Annotated in this window: 18 protein-coding genes; 13 read left to right on the top strand and 5 right to left on the bottom strand. The window is 73.2% G+C overall.

Annotation, left to right across the window (positions count from 1 at the left end; translation table 11 throughout):
- Positions 1-103 precede the first annotated feature (103 nt).
- The 12 genes from ppdK (at position 104) to O7600_RS11415 (ending at position 13,323) form a co-directional block, all read left to right on the top strand.
- Positions 104-2,812, top strand: a complete 2,709-nt coding sequence (ppdK, locus tag O7600_RS11470; RefSeq protein WP_281593583.1) for a pyruvate, phosphate dikinase — start codon at positions 104-106, stop codon at positions 2,810-2,812.
- Positions 2,813-2,925: 113 nt separating this feature from the next.
- Complete coding sequence (locus tag O7600_RS11465) at positions 2,926-3,285, top strand: VOC family protein (protein ID WP_281593582.1); 360 nt, start codon at positions 2,926-2,928, stop codon at positions 3,283-3,285.
- Positions 3,272-4,507 carry a deoxyguanosinetriphosphate triphosphohydrolase gene (locus tag O7600_RS11460; RefSeq protein WP_281593581.1) on the top strand — a complete coding sequence of 412 codons (1,236 nt, stop codon included), beginning with the start codon at positions 3,272-3,274 and terminating at the stop codon, positions 4,505-4,507. The genes O7600_RS11465 and O7600_RS11460 overlap by 14 nt, the downstream gene beginning before the upstream one ends.
- A gap of 48 nt (positions 4,508-4,555) precedes the next feature.
- Complete coding sequence (locus O7600_RS11455) at positions 4,556-5,386, top strand: siderophore-interacting protein (RefSeq protein WP_281593580.1); 831 nt, start codon at positions 4,556-4,558, stop codon at positions 5,384-5,386.
- 62 nt (positions 5,387-5,448) lie between these two features.
- Positions 5,449-7,083, top strand: coding sequence for a BCCT family transporter (locus O7600_RS11450; protein WP_281593579.1), 1,635 nt, complete (start codon positions 5,449-5,451; stop codon positions 7,081-7,083).
- Positions 7,084-7,127: 44 nt separating this feature from the next.
- Positions 7,128-8,102 carry an ABC transporter ATP-binding protein gene (locus O7600_RS11445; protein ID WP_281593578.1) on the top strand — a complete coding sequence of 325 codons (975 nt, stop codon included), beginning with the start codon at positions 7,128-7,130 and terminating at the stop codon, positions 8,100-8,102.
- The gene (locus O7600_RS11440; RefSeq protein ID WP_281593577.1) at positions 8,099-8,950 is read left to right on the top strand and encodes an ABC transporter permease; all 852 of its coding nucleotides are present in this window, start codon (positions 8,099-8,101) and stop codon (positions 8,948-8,950) included. The genes O7600_RS11445 and O7600_RS11440 overlap by 4 nt, the downstream gene beginning before the upstream one ends.
- A gap of 10 nt (positions 8,951-8,960) precedes the next feature.
- The gene (locus tag O7600_RS11435; RefSeq protein WP_091572196.1) at positions 8,961-9,206 is read left to right on the top strand and encodes a helix-turn-helix transcriptional regulator; all 246 of its coding nucleotides are present in this window, start codon (positions 8,961-8,963) and stop codon (positions 9,204-9,206) included.
- A 73-nt stretch (positions 9,207-9,279) separates the two neighbouring features.
- Positions 9,280-11,178: a DNA primase gene (gene dnaG, locus O7600_RS11430; RefSeq protein WP_281593576.1), complete on the top strand. Its 1,899-nt coding sequence runs from the start codon at positions 9,280-9,282 to the stop codon at positions 11,176-11,178.
- Positions 11,178-11,717 (top strand): hypothetical protein, encoded by a 540-nt coding sequence (locus tag O7600_RS11425; RefSeq protein ID WP_281593575.1) that lies wholly within the window; start codon positions 11,178-11,180, stop codon positions 11,715-11,717. Before dnaG ends, O7600_RS11425 begins: the two co-directional genes overlap by 1 nt.
- A 252-nt stretch (positions 11,718-11,969) precedes the next feature.
- Positions 11,970-12,599: a hypothetical protein gene (locus O7600_RS11420; RefSeq protein ID WP_281593574.1), complete on the top strand. Its 630-nt coding sequence runs from the start codon at positions 11,970-11,972 to the stop codon at positions 12,597-12,599.
- Between the two features lie 130 nt (positions 12,600-12,729).
- Entirely contained in the window at positions 12,730-13,323 is a 594-nt protein-coding gene (locus tag O7600_RS11415; RefSeq protein ID WP_281593573.1) for a hypothetical protein, read from the top strand.
- A 98-nt stretch (positions 13,324-13,421) separates the two neighbouring features.
- Here the strand turns inward: O7600_RS11415 and O7600_RS11410 are convergent, their stop codons facing one another.
- Positions 13,422-14,447, bottom strand: a complete 1,026-nt coding sequence (locus tag O7600_RS11410) for a sodium:calcium symporter (protein WP_281593572.1) — start codon at positions 14,445-14,447, stop codon at positions 13,422-13,424.
- Between the two features lie 231 nt (positions 14,448-14,678).
- Positions 14,679-15,533, bottom strand: coding sequence for a MerR family transcriptional regulator (locus O7600_RS11405; RefSeq protein ID WP_281593571.1), 855 nt, complete (start codon positions 15,531-15,533; stop codon positions 14,679-14,681).
- A 287-nt stretch (positions 15,534-15,820) separates the two neighbouring features.
- On the opposite strand from O7600_RS11405, the gene O7600_RS11400 reads away from it, so the two are divergent.
- Complete coding sequence (locus O7600_RS11400; protein ID WP_281593570.1) at positions 15,821-16,573, top strand: GNAT family N-acetyltransferase; 753 nt, start codon at positions 15,821-15,823, stop codon at positions 16,571-16,573.
- Between the two features lie 77 nt (positions 16,574-16,650).
- On the opposite strand, the gene O7600_RS11395 is transcribed toward O7600_RS11400, so the two are convergent.
- From O7600_RS11395 to O7600_RS11385, 3 genes are read right to left on the bottom strand one after another with little or no spacing between them, the layout of a single operon-like run.
- The gene (locus O7600_RS11395; protein ID WP_281593569.1) at positions 16,651-17,598 is read right to left on the bottom strand and encodes a TAXI family TRAP transporter solute-binding subunit; all 948 of its coding nucleotides are present in this window, start codon (positions 17,596-17,598) and stop codon (positions 16,651-16,653) included.
- Positions 17,599-17,618: 20 nt separating this feature from the next.
- A complete protein-coding gene (locus tag O7600_RS11390) occupies positions 17,619-18,011 on the bottom strand; it encodes a roadblock/LC7 domain-containing protein (protein ID WP_091572222.1) in 393 nt (130 codons plus the stop codon).
- Positions 18,008-20,377, bottom strand: a complete 2,370-nt coding sequence (locus O7600_RS11385; RefSeq protein WP_281593568.1) for a nitrate- and nitrite sensing domain-containing protein — start codon at positions 20,375-20,377, stop codon at positions 18,008-18,010. The genes O7600_RS11390 and O7600_RS11385 overlap by 4 nt, the downstream gene beginning before the upstream one ends.
- Position 20,378: the final 1 nt, after the last annotated feature.

Raw genomic sequence — 20,378 nt, 5'->3', positions numbered from 1 at the left:
TCGCCCACCGATCGCTGACGAGCCGGGATTACCGGTGGTCGCTCCCGGGGTATGTCCGAACTGAACCTTCGTTAAGTGTCAATGGCGCGCGTGGGAGGCTCTGGTGGCAGCGCAAGAGACGGTCGAGCACAAGTACGTCTACGACTTCGCCGAGGGCAACAAGGACCTCAAGGACCTGCTCGGTGGCAAGGGCGCCAACCTGGCCGAGATGACCAACCTCGGCCTGCCGGTCCCGCCCGGCTTCACCATCACCACCGAGGCCTGCAAGGCGTACCTGACGACCGGCCGTGAGCCGGACGGCCTGGCCGGTCAGATCGAGGCCCACCTGGAGTCGCTGGAGCGCGCGATGGACCGCCGCCTGGGCGACCCGGACGACCCGCTGCTGGTCTCCGTACGCTCCGGCGCCAAGTTCTCCATGCCCGGCATGATGGAGACCGTCCTCAACGTCGGCCTCAACGACCGCAGCGTGGTCGGCCTGAGCGCCCAGGCGGGTGGGAACGACCGGTTCGCCTGGGACTCCTACCGCCGGCTGATCCAGATGTTCGGCAAGACCGTCTGCGAGGTGCCGGGCGAGGAGTTCGAGCACGCGCTCGACGAGGCCAAGCGCGCCAAGGGGACCAAGAACGACCTCGACCTGGACGCCGACGACCTGCGCGGGCTGGTCGACGCGTACAAGCAGATCTTCGCCAAGCACACCGGTCGCGAGTTCCCGCAGGAGCCGCGGGAGCAGCTCGACCTGGCCATCCGCGCGGTCTTCGACTCGTGGAACGCGGAGCGGGCGATCCTCTACCGCCGCCAGGAGCGCATCCCGGCCGACCTGGGCACCGCGGTCAACGTGGTGAGCATGGTCTTCGGCAACCTCGGGCCCGACTCCGGCACCGGCGTCGCGTTCACCCGCGACCCGGGCAGCGGCGCGCAGGGCATCTACGGCGACTACCTGGCCAACGCCCAGGGCGAGGACGTGGTGGCCGGCATCCGCAACACCGTGCCGTTGCAGGAGCTGGAGCGGCTCGACAAGACCTCCTACGACCAGCTGCTCGGCATCATGGCCCGGCTGGAGGAGCACTACAAGGACCTCTGCGACATCGAGTTCACCATCGAGCGCGGCAAGCTCTGGATGCTGCAGACCCGGGTCGGCAAGCGCACCGCCGCCGCCGCGTTCGTCATCGCCGGCCAGCTCGTCGACGAGGGCCTGATCGACCTGGACGAGGCGCTGCACCGGGTCAACGGCGCCCAGCTCGCCCAGCTGATGTTCCCGCGCTTCCAGCTCGACCACGACTTCCAGCCGGTGGCCACGGGCATCGGCGCGTCCCCGGGCGCCGCGTCCGGCAAGGTGGTCTTCACCTCGGCCCGCGCCGTCGAGCTGGCCGCCGAGGGGGAGGCGGTGATCCTGGTCCGCCGGGAGACCAACCCGGACGACCTCAACGGCATGATCGCCGCCAAGGGCATCCTCACCTCGCGCGGCGGCAAGACCAGCCACGCCGCGGTGGTGGCCCGGGGCATGGGCAAGACCTGCGTCTCCGGTGCCGACGAGATCGAGGTGAACGTCCCGGCGAAGACGTTCACCGTCGGCGGGCACACCGTCGGCGAGGGCGACGTCGTCTCCATCGACGGCACCACCGGCAAGGTCTACCTCGGCGAGGTGCCGGTCATGCCGTCCGAGGTGGTCCAGTACTTTGAGGGCAGCCTCGACCCGGAGCACATCGACAACCCGCTGGTCCGGGCCGTACACCGGATCATGACGCACGCCGACGCGGCGCGGCGGCTGCGGGTCCGCACGAACGCCGACACCGGGGCGGACGCGGCGCGGGCCCGGCGCTTCGGCGCCGAGGGCATCGGCCTGTGCCGCACCGAGCACATGTTCCTCGGCGACCGTCGGGAGCTGGTCGAGCGCCTCATCCTCGCCTCCGGCGAACGCGAGCGGGAGGACGCGCTCGCCGCGCTGCTGCCGTTGCAGCGGGCCGACTTCGTCGAGATCTTCCGGGAGATGGACGGCCTGCCCGTCACCGTGCGGCTGATCGACCCGCCGCTGCACGAGTTCCTGCCCCCGCTGGAGCAGCTCGCGGTCAACGTCGCGGTCGCGCAGGAACGCGGCGAGGACGTGGCGAAGGAGGAGGCGCTGCTCTCCGCCGTTCGGCGGATGCACGAGGAGAACCCGATGCTGGGCCTGCGCGGCGTGCGGCTCGGCCTGGTCATCCCGGGCCTGTTCGCCATGCAGGTGCGCGCGATCGCCGAGGCCGCCGTCGCGGTCGTCCGGGACGGCGGCAGGGCCTGCCCGGAGATCATGGTGCCGCTGGTCGGCGCGGTGCAGGAACTGGAGACGGTACGCGCCGAGGCCGAGAAGATCATCGCCGAGGTGGTCGGGGACAGCGGCGTCGAGGTGCTGATCGGCACGATGATCGAGGTGCCCCGGGCCGCGTTGACCGCCGGCCAGATCGCCGAGGCGGCCGAGTTCTTCTCCTTCGGCACCAACGACCTGACCCAGATGGGTTGGGGCTTCTCCCGCGACGACGTGGAGGGCGCGTTCTTCTGGCGCTACCTGGAGCTGGGCATCTTCGGCATCTCGCCGTTCGAGTCGATCGACGCCGACGGCGTCGGCCGGCTGGTCCGGATCGCCGCCGAGGAGGGCCGGGCGGCGCGGCCGGGGCTGAAGCTGGGCGTCTGCGGCGAGCACGGCGGCGACCCGGACTCGGTGCACTTCTTCCACGAGGTGGGCCTGGACTACGTCTCCTGCTCGCCGTTCCGGGTGCCGGTGGCCCGGCTGGAGGCCGGTCGCGCGGCCATCAGCACCACCGGCTCCGACTCCCGCTGAACGCCGCCGGGCGGGGCCGTCGCCGACCTGCGGCGGCCCCGCCTGGCGCGCCATCGCGGCCACCCCGGCGTAACCTGAGCTTCCGCCACGTGTCGATCAGGAGGGGTGTCCGCATGACCGCCGTCTGGGAGAACCTGACCATCGACGCCCGGGACCCGTCCCGGCTCGCCCGCTGGTGGGCGGAGGCGCTCGGCTACCAGGTGACCGTCGACAAGCCGGACGAGGTGCAGATTCGGCGGACCCCCGACTCGCTGCCCGGGATCGTCTTCGTCCCGGTGGCCGGGCCGAGGGCGGGGAAGAACCGGCTGCACATCGACCTGCGCCCGGCCGACCAGGAGGCCGAGGTGGAGCGGCTGGTCGACATGGGCGCGCGGCACGTCGACATCGGGCAGGGCGAGGTGGAGTGGACGGTGCTGGCCGACCCGGAGGGCAACGAGTTCTGCGTGTTGCGTCAACGCGGTGACCGGGGCTGACGACGCGGAGCGGCTGGTCGTCGAGGCGCCGAAGGACACCGGCTACGGGCGTTCGCCGTTCGAGCGGGACCGGGCCCGGGTGCTGCACTCGGCGGCGTTCCGTCGGCTCGCCGCGAAGACCCAGGTGCACGCCGCCGGCACCGACGACTTCCTGCGGACCCGGCTGACCCACTCGCTGGAGGTCGCGCAGATCGCCCGGGAGATGGGCGCCCGGCTCGGCTGCGACCCGGACGTGGTGGACACCGCCGGATTGGCGCACGACCTGGGGCACCCGCCGTTCGGGCACAACGGCGAGTACGCGCTGGACGAACTGGCCGCCGCCTGCGGCGGCTTCGAGGGCAACGCGCAGACGCTGCGGGTGCTGACCCGGCTGGAGGCGAAGGTGCTCGCCCCGGACGGGCGCTCGGTCGGGCTGAACCTGACCCGGGCCGCGCTGGACGCGGTCGGTAAGTACCCGTGGCCGCGCCGGCCCGGCGAGCGCAAGTTCGGCGTGTACGCCGACGACCGGCCGGTCTTCGACTGGCTGCGCGCGGGCTCCCCGCCCGGCGACCGTCGCTGCCTGGAGGCCCAGGTGATGGACTGGGCCGACGACGTGGCGTACTCGGTGCACGACGTCGAGGATGGCATCCACGGCGGGTACGTCGACCTGCGCCCGCTGCTGGCCGACCCGGACGAGCGGCGGGCGCTCTGCGCCGACGTGGCGGCCGCGTACTCCGGGGAGGCGCCGGAGGACCTGGGCGAGGTGCTGGGCGGCCTGCTCGCCGATCCGGTGCTCGCCCCGCTCGCCGCGTACGACGGCAGTCACCGGGCCCTCGCGGCGCTGAAGGCCACCACCAGCGTGCTCACCGGCCGCTTCGTGTCGACCGTGGTGGCCGCCACCGAGGAACGCCACGGTCCCGGCCCGCACCGCCGCTATGCCGCGGACCTGGTGGTGCCGCGCCGCATCCGGGCGCAGTGTGCGCTGCTCAAGGGCATCGCGTTGCGCTACGTGATGCGTCGTCCCGGCGCCCGGGGTCGCTACACCCGGCAGCGGGAGCTGCTCGCCGAGCTGGTCGCCGTGCTGCTCGACCGGGCTCCGGACGCGCTCGACCCGGTCTTCGCCCCGCTCTGGCGCGAGGCCCCGGACGACGCGGCGCGGCTGCGGGTGGTGGTCGACCAGGTCGCCTCGCTCACCGATCCGGCCGCGCTGGCCTGGCACGCCCGGCTGGTGTCGGCGGGCTGACCGCACCGCCCCCGGGCGCGGACGAGAAGTTAGGGTAGCCTAAGCGGCATGACGGAACGCCCGAAGACGCTCACCGCCGCCACGGTCGTCCGGACCTCGCGGCCCACCCCGCACCTGATCCGCCTCGTGCTGGGCGGGGGCGAGCTGACCGGCCTGCCGGTGGGGGCGTACACCGACCACTACGTGAAGTTCGTCTTCCCGCCGGCCGGGGTGACCTACCCGCACCCGGTCGACATGGCCACCATCCGGCGCGAGTTCCCGGTCGAGCAGTGGCCGCGGCTGCGCGCGTACACGGTGCGGGCCTGGGACGCGGCCGCCGGCGAGCTGACCGTGGACGTGGTCCACCACGGCGACGAGGGGCTCGCCGGCCCGTGGGCGGCCGCGCTGCGCCCCGGTGACCGGGTGCTCTTCGCCGGGCCCGGCGGCGCGTACGCGCCGGACCCGGCGGCCGACTGGCACCTGCTGGCCGGCGACGAGAGCGCGCTCCCGGCGATCGCCGCCGCCCTGGAGCGGCTGCCCGCCGGCGCGCCGGCAAAGGTGTACGTCGAGGTGGACGGCCCGGCCGACGAGCTGCCCCTGGTCAGCGCCGGGGCGGTCGAGCTGCGGTGGCTGCACCGCGCCGGCCGCCCGTTCGGCGCGCCGCTGGTCGAGGCGCTGCGCGCGCTGGAGTTCCCGCCCGGCCGGGTGCACGCGTTCGTGCACGGAGAGGCCGGCGCGGTCAAGGAACTGCGCCGGCTGCTGCGGGTCGAGCGGGGCGTGCCCCGGGGGGACCTGTCCATCTCCGGCTACTGGCGGCGCGGCATGGACGACGAGGGCTGGCGCTCCACCAAGCCGGCCTGGAACGCCGAGGTCGAGGCCGAGGAGGCCGCCGCCGTCTGACCCCGGCGGCGGACCTGGGGTTTTCGGCCCGGCCGGGGCGCCGGTCCGCCGAGGATGGGGCCATGGCGGAACAGGTGGGGGAGCGGCCCGCGACGCGACCGGCCGACCGGGTGGTGCTCGGGCTCGGGGTGGCCGGCGTGCTGGCCGTGGTGCTCTGGGGCGTGTTCGCCCGTGGCTCGTTGGCCCGCTTCGGCGAGGCCGGGCTGAACTGGACGATCGACACCTTCGGCTGGTTCTTCGTGGTCGCCGCCGACGCGTTCCTGGTGCTGGCCGTGGTCGTCGCCGCCTCCCGGTTCGGCCGGATCCGCCTCGGGGCCGACGACGAGGAGCCGGAGTTCACCGGGCTGGCCTGGATCGCCATGATGTTCAGCGCCGGCATGGGCATCGGCCTGGTCTTCTTCGCCGTCGCCGAGCCGATCCAGCACTACGCGGCGCCGCCGCCCTCCTCCGGCGTCGAGCCGCAGACCGGCGCCGCCGCGGCCACGGCCATGCAGTACACGCTGTTCCACTGGACGCTGCACCCGTGGGGCATCTACGCGATCGCGGCGCTCGCGCTGGCGTACTCGACGTTCCGCAAGGGGCGGGGCAACCGGATCTCGTCGGCGTTCGCGCCGCTGCTGGGGGCCCGCACGGACGGCGTGCTCGGCCGGGCGATCGACCTGCTGGCGGTCTTCGCCACGGTGTTCGGCTCGGCGACCAGCCTCGGGCTGGGCGCGCTCCAGGTGGCGGCCGGTCTGGACCTGGTGGCCGGCGTGCCGGACAGCCGGGCCGTCGAGTTGGTGATCATCGGCGCCCTGACGCTGGCGTTCGTGATCTCCGCGTTCTCCGGACTGCACCGTGGGGTGAAGTGGCTGTCCACGACCAACGTGCTGATCGCGGTCCTGCTGATGCTGTTCGTCTTCGTGGTCGGCCCGACCGTCTACACCCTGGAGGTGCTGCCGGCCGCGGTCGGCGACTACCTGAGCGGGCTGGTGCGGATGTCGACCCGCACCGGCGCGTTCTCCGACCCGGCCTGGCTGGGCTCGTGGACGATCTTCTACTGGGCGTGGTGGATCTCCTGGGCGCCCTTCGTCGGCACCTTCATCGCCCGCATCTCGCGCGGGCGTACGGTCCGGCAGTTTCTGATCGGGGTGCTGCTGGTGCCCAGCGGCGCGAGCGCGGTGTGGTTCGCCGTGCTGGGCGGGACCGCGCTGCGGACCCAGGCGACCGGTACCCGGGACCTGGTGGCCGACGTGGGCGCCGGCTCCGAGCAGGCGCTGTTCGGGCTGCTGGACGCGTTGCCGCTGGCGACGCTGACCAGCGTGCTCGCCATGCTGCTGATCGCGCTCTACTTCGTCACCAGCGCCGACTCCGCCTCCCTGGTGCTCGGGTCGTTGAGTTCGCGGGGCGCGCTGCGGCCGCACCGTGCCGTGGTGGTGCTCTGGGGCGTCCTCATCGGCGCGGTCGCCGCCGCGTTGCTGCTGGCCGGCGGTCTGGCCGCGTTGCAGCAGGCCACCATCCTGGTCGCGTTGCCGTTCGTGGTGGTGATGCTCGGCCTGGCGGTGTCCATGGTCCGGGAGATGGCCGCTGATCCGGCGCTGCGCGGCGGGGCCCGGCCCCGGCGCTCCGGACTGGCCGCCGCGGTCCGGGCCGCCCGGTCGTACGAGGAGGAGGACCCGCCGCCGGTCACCCGGTGGTTGCACCGTCCGCGCCGCTGAGTGGGTGTACCTCAAGCTGTAGTAGAGGTGCTACATTCCGGGGCATGACTGCGGTCGAACTCCCGGGGGCTGTCGCGGCTCCCCGACCTCACGACGAGCACCTCGTCCTCGACGTCCGCGACCTGCGCATGCGCTACGGCGCCGTCGACGTGCTGCACGGCGTCGACCTCACCGCCCGGCGGGGCGAGGTGGTCGCCCTGCTCGGGCCGAACGGCGCCGGCAAGACCACCACCATCGAGATCCTCGAAGGCTTCCGACTGCCCTCGGCCGGCACGGTCCGGGTGCTCGGTGTCGACCCGGCCCGCGGTGACGAGCGGTGGCGCGCCCGGCTCGGCGTGGTGCTCCAGTCCTGGCGTGACCACGGCAAGTGGCGGGTGCGGGACCTGCTGGCCCACCTCGGCGACTTCTACGCGCCGTACGCCACCGACCGGATCCCGCGTCCGTGGCCGGTCGACGACCTGCTGGCGACCGTGGGGCTGACCGTGCACGCCGGCAGCCGGGTGGCCCGGCTCTCCGGCGGGCAACGCCGCCGGCTCGACGTGGCGGTCGGCATCGTGGGCCGGCCGGAGCTGCTGTTCCTGGACGAGCCGACGGTCGGCTTCGACCCGGCCGCCCGACGCGAGTTCCACGAGCTGGTGCACCGCCTCGCCGACCTGGACGAGACCACCATCGTGCTGACCACCCACGATCTGGCCGAGGCGGAGAAGCTGGCCGACCGGATCCTCATCCTGGCCGGTGGCCGGATCATCGCCGACGGCTCGCCGGACCAACTGGCCCGGCGCGTCGCCGGGGACGCCGAGGTCCGCTGGACCCGCGACGGCGAGCGCTACGTGCACGCCACCGCCGACGCCACCGCCTTCCTGCGCGACCTGCTCCGCGAGCACGGCGACCGGGTGCGGGAGCTGGAGGTGCGCCGGGCCAGCCTGGAGGACGCGTACCTGACGCTGGTGCACGAGGAGGAGACCGGGATCCGCACCGGCCGGGCCGAGCGGGTGTGGCAGCAGGAGGAGAACCGATGAACCCGACCACCGCCGCGCTGCGCGCCGGACTGCGGCGCGGCCTGATCGAGCTGCGCACCACGTTCACCAACGGCCAGGACCTGTGGAACTACTTCTTCCCCACCGCGGTCCTGCTGGTCGCCATGTTCTTCATGCGCGGCTCGACCGTGCCCGGCACCGACTTCTCGCTCGGCGCCCGGACACTGCCCAGCGCCCTGGGCATGGGCCTGCTCTTCGGCGGCCTGCTCGGGCTGGCCCAGCAGCTCATCGTCGACCGGGAGGACGGCACGCTGCTGCGGGCCAAGGCGATCCCGAACGGGATGCTCGGCTACCTGGTCGGCAAGCTCGTGCTGATCTCGGCGATCTCGCTGATCGGCCTCGTCATCCAGCTCGTACCCGGACTGTTCTTCCTGGACGGGCTGCGGCTCGGCGACCCGGGCGCGTGGCTGACCCTGGCCTGGGTGGTGCCGCTCGGGCTGGTGGCCACGCTGCCGCTCGGCGCGGTGATCGGCTCGCTGATCGAGAACCCGCGCAACATGGGTCTGGTGGTCCTGCCGATCTTCGGTCTCATCGCCCTGTCGGGCATCTTCTACCCGATCAACGGCCTGCCCGGCTGGCTCCAGGGCGTCGCCCAGGTCTTCCCGCTCTACTGGCTAGGCTTGGGCATGCGCTCGGCGCTGCTCCCGGCCGACCTGGCGGCGGTCGAGCTGGGCGGCTCCTGGCGCCACCTGGAGACGCTCGGCGTGCTCGGCGCCTGGGCGCTGCTCGGGCTCGTGCTGGCCCCGGTGGTGCTGCGCCGGATGGCCCGCCGGGAGTCCGGCTCGCGGGTCGCGGCCCGGCGGGAGCGGGCCATGCAGCGGGTCGGATGAGAGGGCGTCGATGAGCGAGACCGTGCACAACCGGATCGCGGTGCTGCGCGCCGAGCGGGGCATCTCCCGGCGGCAGTTGGCCGACGCGCTCGGTGTGCACTACCAGACGGTCGGTTACCTGGAGCGCGGCGAGTTCCGGCCCAGCCTGCACCTGGCGCTGCGCATCGCCGCCCACTTCGAGGTGCCGGTCGAGGTGGTCTTCTCCATCGAGCCGTTCCCGCGCATCGGCGACCCCGCCGCGGCCCGCTCGGCCTGAGCCGGCGGGGGCGGGCGGCGTCCGCCACACGCCCGTCCCCCCGGCCACCGGATCGTCGGTCCGGCAGGGCAGGATGTACGCCGAGGAGGTGGCGGCCATGGCGGGGCGGATCCGGGACGAGGACATCGCGCTGGTCCGCGAGCGCGCCGCCATCGCGGACGTCATCTCCGAGGTGGTGACGCTCAAGTCGGCCGGCGGCGGCAACCTCAAAGGGCTCTGCCCGTTCCACGACGAGAAGAGTCCCTCGTTCAACGTCTCGCCCGCCCGCAACGTGTTCTACTGCTTCGGCTGCGGGGTCGGCGGCGACGCGATCAAGTTCCTGATGGACGCCGAGCACCTGAGCTTCGTCGAGTCCGTCGAGCGGCTCGCCGCCCGGGCCGGCATCCAGCTGCGTTACGTCGAGGACGACCGGTCCGCCCCGCGCCCCCGCCCGCAGCAGGGGCAGCGGCAGCGGCTGGTGGCCGCGCACGCCGCCGCCGTCGAGTTCTACCGCGCCCAGCTCACCACCGCCGGCGCCCGTCCGGCCCGGGAGTTCCTCGCCGGGCGCGGCTTCGACCGGGCCGCCGCCGAGCGCTACGGCTGCGGTTTCGCCCCCGACGGGTGGGATCTGCTCACCAAGCACCTGCGCCAGCAGGGCTTCAGCCACGACGAGCTGGTCACCGCCGGTCTGTCCCGCCCGGCCCGCTCCGGCTCGCTGATCGACCGGTTCCGCCGCCGGCTGATGTGGCCGATCCGGGACATCACCGGCGACGTGATCGGCTTCGGCGCCCGCAAGCTCTTCGACGACGACGACGGCCCGAAATACCTCAACACCCCCGAGACGCCGATCTACAAGAAGTCGCACGTGCTCTACGGCATCGACCAGGCGAAGCGGGAGATCGCCAAGCAGGGCAAGGTGGTGGTGGTCGAGGGCTACACCGACGTGATGGCCTGCCACCTCGCCGACGTGCCGACCGCGGTGGCGACCTGCGGCACCGCCTTCGGCGGCGACCACATCTCGGTGCTGCGCCGGGTGCTCTTCGACAGCGACGAGCGGGCCGGGGAGATCATCTTCACGTTCGACGGCGACGCCGCCGGGCAGAAGGCCGCGCTGCGCGCCTTCGAGGACGACCAGCGCTTCGTCGGGCGCACGTTCATCGCGGTCAGCCCCGACAACATGGACCCGTGCGAGCTGCGCCTGGCCAAGGGCGACCTGGCCGTCCGGGACCTGGTGGCGCGTCGCGAGCCGCTCGTCGACTTCGCGCTCCGGCACGTCATCAACCGGTTCGACCTCGACACCGTCGACGGCCGGGTGGAGGCGATGCGCCGGGCCGCGCCGCTGGTCGCGAAGATCAAGGACCGGGAGAAGCGCCCGGAATACATCCGCAAGCTCGCCGGTGACCTCGGCATGGAGATCGAGCCGGTTCAGCGTGCTGTGCTGGCCGCCGCGCACGGGCAGCCCGCCGCCGGCACACCCGCGTCCGCGCCGACGCGGCGGGGGCCGGCCGTCCCGAGCGTGGACAGCCCTCGCTCCATGGTGGAGCGGGAGGCGCTGAAGCTGGCGCTGCAGGAGCCGGTGCTGGCCGGTCCGATGTTCGACGCCGTCGAGGCCGGCGACTACCAGCACCCGGTGCACGTGGCGGTGCGCGCCGCCGTCGCCGCCGCCGGCGGGGCGTCCGGCGCCACCGGCGGGGCGGTCTGGATCGAGCAGGTCCGCGACGCCTGCGACGACCTGGCCGCCCAGGCGCTCGTCGGCGAGCTGGCGGTCGAGCCGCTGCGCATCGACGGCGAGCCCGACCCGAGGTACGTGTCGGTCACCATGGCCCGGCTCCAGTGGAGTTCGGTCACCGGCCGGATCCGTGATCTGAAGTCGAAGATCCAGCGGATCAACCCGGTCAGCAACAAGGACGAATACTTCGCCCTGTTCGGGGAGTTGCTCTCGCTCGAACAGCACGCGCGGGCGCTGCGCGAGCAGGCCGCCGGAGGACTGTGATGGGTCTGTTCAACCGCCGCCCGAAGCTCCCGCCGGCCGACCGGCCGCCGCTGGCCGCCGACGAGCGGGTGCTGGCCTGGGCCGCCGCCGGCAACGGCGAGGGCGACGGGGTGCTCGTCGCCAGCAATCGCGGGCTCTGGCTGCCCGGCCGCGCGGAGCGGCTCGGCTGGCACGACATCCTCAAGGTGGTCTGGTCCGGCCGCGAGCTGACCGTCACCCCGGCCGAGACGGTCGGCGAGCGCGACGGCGGCTACCTGGTCGTCGCCGACCTCCCGGCCGAGACCTACCTGTTGGTCGACCCGGGGGACCTGCCGCACCAGGTGCGGACCCGGGTCACCGGCTCGGTCGCGTACACCGCGCACCACCCGGTGCCCGGCGGCGCCGGCCGGGTCGCCGCAAGGAGGGTGCCGGGCGTCGACGGGCTGACCTGGACGGTCCGTTACGACCCGGGGACGCCGGCCGACGACGAGGCGGTGGTCGCCGAGACGGACCGCCTGGTCGCCGCGGCCCGGGCCACCACCACGCCCGCCGACGTCTGAGTCCACAGTGTTCTGGATCCGCTCATCCGCCGCACTTACCACAGCGGAACTCGTGACGGAAAGTAGTCCAGAGATGTCTCCTCTGTGAATATGGCCATGCCGATCGGGTCTACGACCACTGCGATTCCTGCCTAGCCTGACCGAGGAACGTCAGTCGGCTGTGGACGGAACGGGGGATCGGATGTGAATGTGAAGGTGCGACAAGGGCGCAGGGTACGTACGTCGATCGGGACGGCCGTGGTGACGCTCGCCATGGTGGCCCTCACGGGCGTCAACGCGGTGGCTGCGCCGACTGCTGCCGAGGCGCAGACGTTGCAGTGGATCTCCGCCGAGGAGTACGCGGCGGCGACGGGCGTCTCACGGGAGAGCGCGGCGTCGATCCCCGCCTCCGGTCTGCCGGACCGGTTCCGGGTGCGAACCGTCGACGGGTCTGTCTCCGAGGTGTTGTCGGAAGAGGAGTTCACCGGCGAGGACCTGACCGGTTCCGGGCCGGACCTGGACCCGGGTGGTGGCAACGACGGCAAGTGGTGGAGCGTCGTGTGGGGCGGCCGGGACTGGAACAACACCTATGTTCCCCTGCGCCTGGGTGACGGCAACCTCGGCTACCGGCACTACAGCGTGCGGCACAACCTGCTCGCCATCGATCCGTTCAAGGCCGCCTTGAAGTCCCGTGGCCCCGATGCGAAGAGCAATTACACCGCCCTGCTGGTCGACAGCAACCTCGGCATCCGGGAGACCGTCGTCTTCGGGGTGCAGATGGCCACCCGCACCTCGGACGGCCGTTACGTCAGCCCGGACGGCGCCTACATCGGAGTGATCACCGGCTACTGTAAGGGCAAGACCAAGTGCCCGAACGCGGTGAACCGCGTCCGAGTTCCCTGAGGACGGCATGGTGAGGAACCTGGAGGATCTGGACCACACGCACGCCCTGCTGCTCAGCTCGGTGCTGCCGCTGCTGGTGGCGGCTCCTCCGGGTTCCACCTCCGTCGTCCCACCTCGACTGAGAGGTGTCGTGCGGGTCGATGAGGACCACTCCCGAGTGGCCCTGACCGCCGACCCCGCGATGCGATCGGGCGTGGCGTTCGACGTACCGCTCGCGGCGTTGCGCGGCGACGACGACACCATCGAAGTCGACGTGGTGCTTCCGCGCCTGCGGTGCGTCACCGGCGACACCCTCGATCGGTATGCCCGCGACACGACCACACCGTGCGACTCCCACGGCAATCGGCTGCCCGACCCGTCAGGTGGAGGGCTCACCGCCGCGTCTGCCGAGGTCGCGCCCGAGCAGGAACTGCTCACCGTGTTCCAGCTCATGCAGCGAGGCCCGCTTCTGACCTCGGTGCGCGACGTGTTCCTGTTCACCGGCTTCATGCTCGGCGGCGACGAAATGTGCCGCATCTACGTGAGACTGGTCAGCAACGGCGTCTCGTACGGACTCGACGTGCCGCTGCGTACGGTCCGTGGCATGTCTGCGAGCTTCGAGACCGAGCTGACGATGAAACTGGACAACGACGGCGAGCTGTACGAGCCCGTCACCGACCGGAGCGACGACTACTGCACCCTCGCCTACGACCTGTCGAGCTGGATGAACTCCGCACCGGGCTGAACGCTGCGGATGCCGCTGCCGGGACTCGGGGACGCCGCAGCGATGAGAGCACCGCGGCGGTCTCCATCCGCAAGGTGCAGGGGCGGCACCGGTCGCCCTCAGCCGGGCCGGATCAACAGCAGGACCACGGTGGCCAGGTAGATGAAGGGAATGGCGACGCCCTCGAAACCGATTCCCCGCCGTTCCCGGATGATCAGCCCGGCCGCCAGCGTCGCGGTCATCAGGGTCGTCATACCGGTGAACAGCAGTCCCGACAGGTTCGCCTCGGAGTAGATCGATCCGGACCGGTAGGTGCCGTCGGCGAGCAGGATCATCAGGGAGTCGAAGGCGTTGCCGCCGAGGATGTTGCCGATGCCGAGGGTCAGCGCCCCGATGCGGATCGCCGCGATGAGGGTGATCAGCTCCGGTAGGGAGGTGATCGCCGTGGTGAGCGTGAAGCCGACGAAACCGCTGGGCAGGCCCGAGGCGGCGACCACGCCGAGCCCGCCCTGGCCGATCAGGTAGCCGGTGGCGGCCACCACGGCGGCCAGCGCGGCCAGCCGGAACCACAACCGGCGGAGGCTCACACCCGACGGTGTCGCGGCCGGCACGTCCTGACGGGTGTCGGCGGTGCGACGGGCGAACCACATCGGTTCCCGGCGGAGGCGGCGGAGCAGCACCAGGCCGTACAGATAGACGACGGGGATCAACAGGCTCGCCGGATGCACCCAGAGGACCGTGAGGTCGGGCGTCGCGTACGCCACCACGGGCAGGCAGAGCAACGCCACCAGGACGAGCGACTGCAGGACGTTCTCCAGCGATGCGGCCGCGTGTTCGATGTTGGAGCGGCGGTAGAGCAGATCGGCGATGGCCAGCCACACCGTCTGCACCGCGATGCCACCGATCGGGTTCGCGAGGGCGAACTCGGCGTCCTGCCGAACCGAACCGATGATCGTGGTGGCGATGCCGGGCAGCGAGGTAACCGCGCCGAGCAACAGCGCGCCCGCCACCGCCTCGCCCATGCCGGTCCGGTCCGCCAGCTCGTCCGCCGTCCGGGCCAGCGCGCCGCCGGCGAACAGGATCGCCACCAGCGCCACGATCAGCGCGATCACGCTCGGCACGAGCGGCCAGGTGGCGGCGGTCACGAGGCGCGGCCTGCGGGCAGTCCCTTCACACAGAGCATGTCTCCCCCCATACCCGACCGACGGGCCCTAAGCATGACGATCCGATGACGAGCCGGGCTCCGATGGGCGCGACCGTCGCCACGTGGGACCGCTGACGGACGGCTCGCCAGGGCCGGCGGTGTCCGCCAGCGAGATCCAGCTGCTCGCGGCGTCCCGGCGTGCCGCCCGTCGGGTGGTGGTCGGCGCGCTGCCTCAGCCGGCCGGGGCGAGGCGGACCGGTACCTGCATCTCGGTGACCCACCGCTCCGGGGCGTCCATCGGGCAGTTCAGGTAGACCTCGCGGGCGAAGCCCGGTTCGATCGCCCGGTGGCCGTTGTCGTCGATCCAGTTGGCGATCTTCTGGCCGGTCTGGAACGCCTCCGACATCGGGCCGTGGTGCAGCGCGGTCGCCGCGTCGGCGACGGGCGGGAGCGTGACCACCTCGAAGCCGTCGGCCGGGTCCACCTCGGCGTCCCCGATCGGGAACGCCGCGTGCACCCGGATCGTCTCGTCGCCCGGCCCGGACGGCGCCGGCTCGTACCAGGCGATCGGCGCGGCCGTGACCGGCACCCCGTGCCGCTCCAGCAACTCCATCAGTCGCGGATAGAGCGGAGAGAGATTCTCCGTGATCGACGTCGGATGGTCGTAACCGGCGGCGGTGGCGGACAGCTGCGCCACCCGGATCGCCGGGATGTTCTTCAGGACGACGTCTCCGGTGTCCATGTGTCCCTCGCTCTCGATCATCCGGAGGCGCGCGTCGACCTGGGCCAGGCGGGCGGTGTCCTGCCGCATGCGCGCGGCCAGTTCGGCCCGACGCAGGCGCAGCATGCCGCGCAGCTCGGCGGCGTCCACCTTCTCGTCGATCAGCGCCTGCACCTGCTGGAGGCTGAAGCCCAGGTCCTTGAGGGCGGTCACCCGGTTGAGCAGGCGCAGCTGCGCGGCGGTGTAGAAGCGGTAGCCGCTGTGCGGATCGACGTGGGCGGGACGCAACAGGCCGATGGCGTCGTAGTGGCGCAGCATGCGCACCGACACCCGGCCCAGGCCGGCGAACTCTCCGATACTGAACATGGTCCTCCCAGCTTCGGCCCTGACACCGTGTGAGGGTCAAGCACGCCGGTCCCCGGTAATCACGCTTGACAGGCTCCGGCCGGCTGCGGCACTGTCGCGGTCGACCCCGCGTTCGGCGTGGGCGCTACGTATGAGGGACTGACGCCTGTGATCCGGGTAGGCCGAGCGGCCGCCTGACGACGACGCACGCGACCGGTGCAGGTCGCGTGACGCGGTGCGTGGTCGGGTGGTCCCACGCTGCTTCCGTCCACCGCAGCACCACTCCCTCAGCGAGGCCCACAGTGAACATGGATGCCCGCATCCAAAAGTCCGTCGTCGCCAACCTGCGCAACCGACCCGCGCCCATCGAGGTGGGGCCGTTCGTGATCGGGACGGATCCTACGACGTCCAGCCCCAGCATCAACTACGCGACGCCGTGCCCCGGTGCCGCCGTCACGGCGGCCGACGTCGCCGCCCTGGTCGCGGCCTTCCGCGCGGCCGGTCGCAAACCCCGACTGGAGTACGTCACCAGTTGCGCCCCCGGCCTGGAGGCGCTCCTGACCGGTGCCGGTTTCGTGATGGAGGCCCGGCACACCTACCTGGTCTGTGTGCCCGGCACCCTACGGACACCGCAGGCGCTCGACCACGTCCGGCTGCACGAGCCGGCCACCGACACCGAGCGCGCCGCGCTGGTCGGCGCGCAGAACGAAGCGTTCGGCGGGGACCCGGTGGCCTCCGGGGCCGACGTGGCTCGGCTCCTTCGTCAGCAGCGCGCCGGCGGTGTGGCCGTGATGGCCGTGACCGACGACGGCACCTGCGCGGGAGGTGGCGGGGCGGCGCCGCCCGCCGGCGGGGTGAGCGAGGTCGCCGGCATCGCCGTCCGTACGCCGTACCGCCGCCAGGGGCTGGCGGGTGCGATCACGGCGGACCTCACCCGGCGGCTGTTCGACGTCGGCGTCGAGGTCGCCTGGCTGGAAGCGTCCGGAGAGGACTCGTGGCGGGTGTACGAGCGCGCCGGCTACCGACCCGCGGGCCGGCGGCTCTACATCGGTCTGGACTGAGGTGCGCGGACCCGGGCCGAGGTCGCCGACCACGGCCCGGGTCGTCGACCGGTGGGCGCGCCGCAGCGGTCGCACGTTCAGCCGTCGTCGCGGTAGAACCGCGCAGCGCCCGGGTGCAGCGGGATCGGGTCGGTCAGCGCCGCGCTGGACCGGGTGAAGTTCGCCGCCTCCGGGTGCACCCGGACCAGCTCGCCCTGCCAGGTGAAGAGCACCCGGGTCAGGTCGTACGCGAGTTGGTCCGGCATGTCCGCGGCCACCAGGATCACGTTCGCCACCGTGATGGTCGGCGTCGGCTCCGGCGTGCCGTAGACCCCCTTCGGCAGCGTGGCGGTGGTGTAGACCGAGCCGTAGCGGGCCCCCAACGGCTCGATGAGTTCGGTCAGCGGCAGCAGTCGGAACGCGCCGGGGGCGGCGGAGAGCAGGTCCTTCACGCCGGGCGTGGGCAGCCCGCCGGAGAAGAACATGGCGTCCAGCGCGTTGGCCCGCATCTGTTTCACGGTCTCCGGCAGTGACAGGTTGACCCGCCGGATGTCCCGGTCCGGGTTGATGCCGCCGGCGGTGAGCAGGCGACCGGCGATGATGTCGGTGCCGGACCTCGGCGAGCCGGTGGAGATCCGCTTGCCGCGCAGGTCCGCGAAACTGCGGATCTTGCCGTCGGCCCGGACGATCACGTGGGTGTAGTTGCTGTAGACGCGGGCCAGCGCCCGCACCGGCTGCGGTTGCTTGTCGAACGCGCCCCGCCCGTTGACCGCGTCCGCGGCGGTGTCCGCCAGGCTGAACGCGATCTCCATGTCGCCACCGGCCACCCGGGTGATGTTCTCCACCGACGCCCCGGTCGGCTCCGCCCGTGCCTCGTAGCCGGGCAGGTGGCGGCTGATCAGGTCGGCGTACCCGCCGCCGAGCTGGTAGTAGACGCCGGTGGTGTTGCCGGTGGCCAGAAAGATCCGCCCGCCGTGCCACGCCGGCGCCCCGGCGTCCCCGCCGCCGCAGCCGGCCAGCAGCGCGACCACCGACAGGGCGGCCACCAACCACCGCGGGCGGCCGGTCACCGGCGGGCCGCCGGTTCCAGCGCCTCCGCCACCCGCTGCACCAGCGTCGCCGTCTCGTAGCCGATCTGGCCCAGGTCGCAGCCGGGCGCGGCGAGCACGCCGAGCAGTGCCCGCTCACCGACCGCCATCACCAGCATCACGCCGCCGTCCATGTCCACGATCTGCTGGCGTACCCGGCCGGCGGACATCAGTCGGGCCGCCCCGACGGTCAGGCTCGCCAGGCCGCTGATCACGGCGGCGAGCTGGTCGACCTGGTCGGCGGAGAGGTCGGGGGAGGCGGCGAGCCGCAGCCCGTCCTCGGACACCGCGAGCGCGTGCGAGACGTCCGGCACCTGCTCGGCGAAGTTCGCCAGCAGCCAGTCGAGTCCGGCGGTAACGGGGGTGGTCATGGCGTTCTCCCGGTGGGTGTGGTGTTCGGGGCACGGCGCGTCGCGCTGGCCACCCCCTCGGCGAGGGCGGACAGCCGGGCGCGTACCACCTCGGGGTCGAGCAGGTCCGTCGCGGGCGGTGACGCGGGGGTGTCGGGCATCGGCGCGGGCAGGTGCCCGCCCCGGGTCCGGCGCGGTAGGCCGGCGGCGGTGGAGGACACGGGCGCCGGCGGCGCGCTGGCCGGGCGGATCCGCGCCACGCTGGGCGCCAGCAGGGCGCTGCCCGGGGGGCGTACCGCGGCGACGCCGCGCACGACGCCCGCCGACGGCGCGGCCTCGGCCGTCACCGGCGCGGCGGCGGCCGGGCCCCGGGTGATGGCCGGGCGGGTCGCGGCCGCGCCCGCGGTGAACCAGGGCGCGGCGGGCCGTCGGTCGGCGACCGGCCGGCGGCTCACCGACTCGACCCGGGTCAGCACCGACTCGGGCACCTCCACCTGGGCCACCGTCCCGGCGGCCGCGTGGTGCAACTGCACCCGGATGCCGTGCCGGGCGGCCAGGTGCGCCACCACGTGCAGGCCCATGCTGCCGGCGGCGGCGCTGGACAGCGTGGCCGGCACGGCGAGCCGCTCGTTGATCTCGGCCAGCCGGCCGTCGCTGATGCCGATGCCCTGGTCGTGCACCCGCAGGACGAGGCCGTCGACGGTGCGCCGCCCGTCGACCAGCACCCGGGCGTCCGGCGGCGAGTAGACGGTGGCGTTCTCCAGCAGCTCGGCCAGCAGGTGCACCAGGTTGCCGGCGGCGGCGCCGTGCACCGCGGCGGTCGGCACGTCGATCTCCACCCGGAGGTAGTCCTCGATCTCGGAGGCCGCCGCGCGCACCACGTCGTCGAGGAGCAACGCGCCCTCGTGCCCCCGCCCGGGCTCACCGCCGGCGAGGACCAGCAGGTTCTCGCCGTTGCGCCGCAGCCGGGCGGCCAGGTGGTCCAGCGCGAAGAGCCGGGCCAGCGCGTCCGGGTCGGTCTCCTCGCGCTCGAAGTCGTCGAGCAGCCGGAGCTGCCGGGTGATCAGCGTGCGGATCCGGCGGGCCAGCGCCTCGGCCATCCGGGTCACGTCCAGCCGCAGCTCCGCCTGCTGGCCGGCGAGGCGCAGCGCGGCCCGGTTGACGGTGTCGAACGCCTCGGCGACCTGGGCCACCTCGTCCCGGCCCCGACGGATCCCGTCGGTCATCCGGGTCGCCGGACCCTCCGCCGGCGCGCCCTCGCCCGCCGCGATCGCGGTGATCCGGTCCGGCAGCTCCCGGTTGGCCATGGTGAGCGCGGCGACCCGCAGCCGGCGCAGCCGGCGGCTGGTGCGTACCGCCAGCAGCACGGCGGTGACCAGCGATCCGAGCGCGACGGTGCTGGTCGCGCCGGCGGTCAGCACCGCCCGCCACCGGGCGGTGCCGGCCAGGTCGGCGGCGTCGCGGTCCAGCCCGTCGGAGAGTTCCCGGCCGAGCAGGTTGTACCGCCGGATGGCACCGCTCTGCGCCACGTACCAGGCGTCGCCGTCGGTCTCCAGCGCCTCGGGCGCGCCGTCGGTGTCGAGCACGGTGTCGCGCATGCGCCGGGCGGTCGTCACGTCCGTGCCGTCGACCAGCCGGTACCAGGCGGCGTTCGCCGGTGCCGAGGCGATCCGGAGGAACTCGGCCTGCCGTTGCTCCCGGGCGCCCCGGAGCCGGCCGAGCCGGGCCAGCTCGCCCCGCTCCAGCGCACCCCGGACGAACACCGCGCGGAGCAGGTCGCGCTCCAGCGCGGACAGGTGCTCCTGGGCGGCCACCGACGCCACCTCACGCGCCTCGTTGGCCAGGCCGGCGTCGCGGAGCTGGCTGGGCAGCGCGTCCGCCACCGCGAGCAGCGACTCGACGAGCGTCCCGTACGCCGGGTCGCCGCGTTCCCCGGCCAGCGCCAGTTCCCGGACCGGGCCGAGCCGGTCGAGGTGGCCGTTCGCGTCGTCGAGCACGGCGGCCAGGTCGGGAGCGGCCCGCCGGGCGTCGCCACCGGCCGAACGGTATCGGTCGATGGCGGCGTCCACCCGACGTCGCTGCGCGTCCACCAGCGGCCGACCGGAGGCGCCGCCCCGCTGGCGCAGCGCCGCCGTCTCGCCGAGTTCCCGTTCCAGCTCGTGCACCAGCCGTACCGTCGCGGTGGCGGTGCCGGCGAGCACGCGAGCCCGGTCGGCGTCGGCGGACGCGTCCAGCGCGGCGCCGGTCTGGGCCGCGCCCAGCACCACCAGACCGGCGGTCGCCACCAGGATCGGGGCGAGCAGCTGGACGCGGACCGACCGGAGACGCCCGGCGCGGTCCGCGGAACGGTGGTGGCGGCGTACGCGGGTGGGGTGGGGCAGCGGCACG

Source organism: Micromonospora sp. WMMA1998, assembly GCF_027497375.1.
GTDB lineage: Bacteria > Actinomycetota > Actinomycetes > Mycobacteriales > Micromonosporaceae > Micromonospora > Micromonospora sediminicola.
The sequence above is the reverse complement of the archived record's forward strand: the minus strand, read 5'-3'. Positions and strand labels throughout refer to the sequence as shown.

Coding starts and splice junctions, on each gene's coding strand:
- dnaG (WP_281593576.1), top strand. CDS start 9,280: ATGTACGCCGAGGAGGTGGCGGCCATGGCGGGGCGGATCCGGGACGAG.
- O7600_RS11440 (WP_281593577.1), top strand. CDS start 8,099: ATGAACCCGACCACCGCCGCGCTGCGCGCCGGACTGCGGCGCGGCCTG.
- O7600_RS11400 (WP_281593570.1), top strand. CDS start 15,821: ATGGATGCCCGCATCCAAAAGTCCGTCGTCGCCAACCTGCGCAACCGA.
- O7600_RS11405 (WP_281593571.1), bottom strand. CDS start 15,533: ATGTTCAGTATCGGAGAGTTCGCCGGCCTGGGCCGGGTGTCGGTGCGC.
- O7600_RS11465 (WP_281593582.1), top strand. CDS start 2,926: ATGACCGCCGTCTGGGAGAACCTGACCATCGACGCCCGGGACCCGTCC.
- O7600_RS11390 (WP_091572222.1), bottom strand. CDS start 18,011: ATGACCACCCCCGTTACCGCCGGACTCGACTGGCTGCTGGCGAACTTC.
- O7600_RS11445 (WP_281593578.1), top strand. CDS start 7,128: ATGACTGCGGTCGAACTCCCGGGGGCTGTCGCGGCTCCCCGACCTCAC.
- O7600_RS11455 (WP_281593580.1), top strand. CDS start 4,556: ATGACGGAACGCCCGAAGACGCTCACCGCCGCCACGGTCGTCCGGACC.
- O7600_RS11420 (WP_281593574.1), top strand. CDS start 11,970: ATGGTGGCCCTCACGGGCGTCAACGCGGTGGCTGCGCCGACTGCTGCC.
- O7600_RS11425 (WP_281593575.1), top strand. CDS start 11,178: ATGGGTCTGTTCAACCGCCGCCCGAAGCTCCCGCCGGCCGACCGGCCG.
- O7600_RS11435 (WP_091572196.1), top strand. CDS start 8,961: ATGAGCGAGACCGTGCACAACCGGATCGCGGTGCTGCGCGCCGAGCGG.
- O7600_RS11450 (WP_281593579.1), top strand. CDS start 5,449: ATGGCGGAACAGGTGGGGGAGCGGCCCGCGACGCGACCGGCCGACCGG.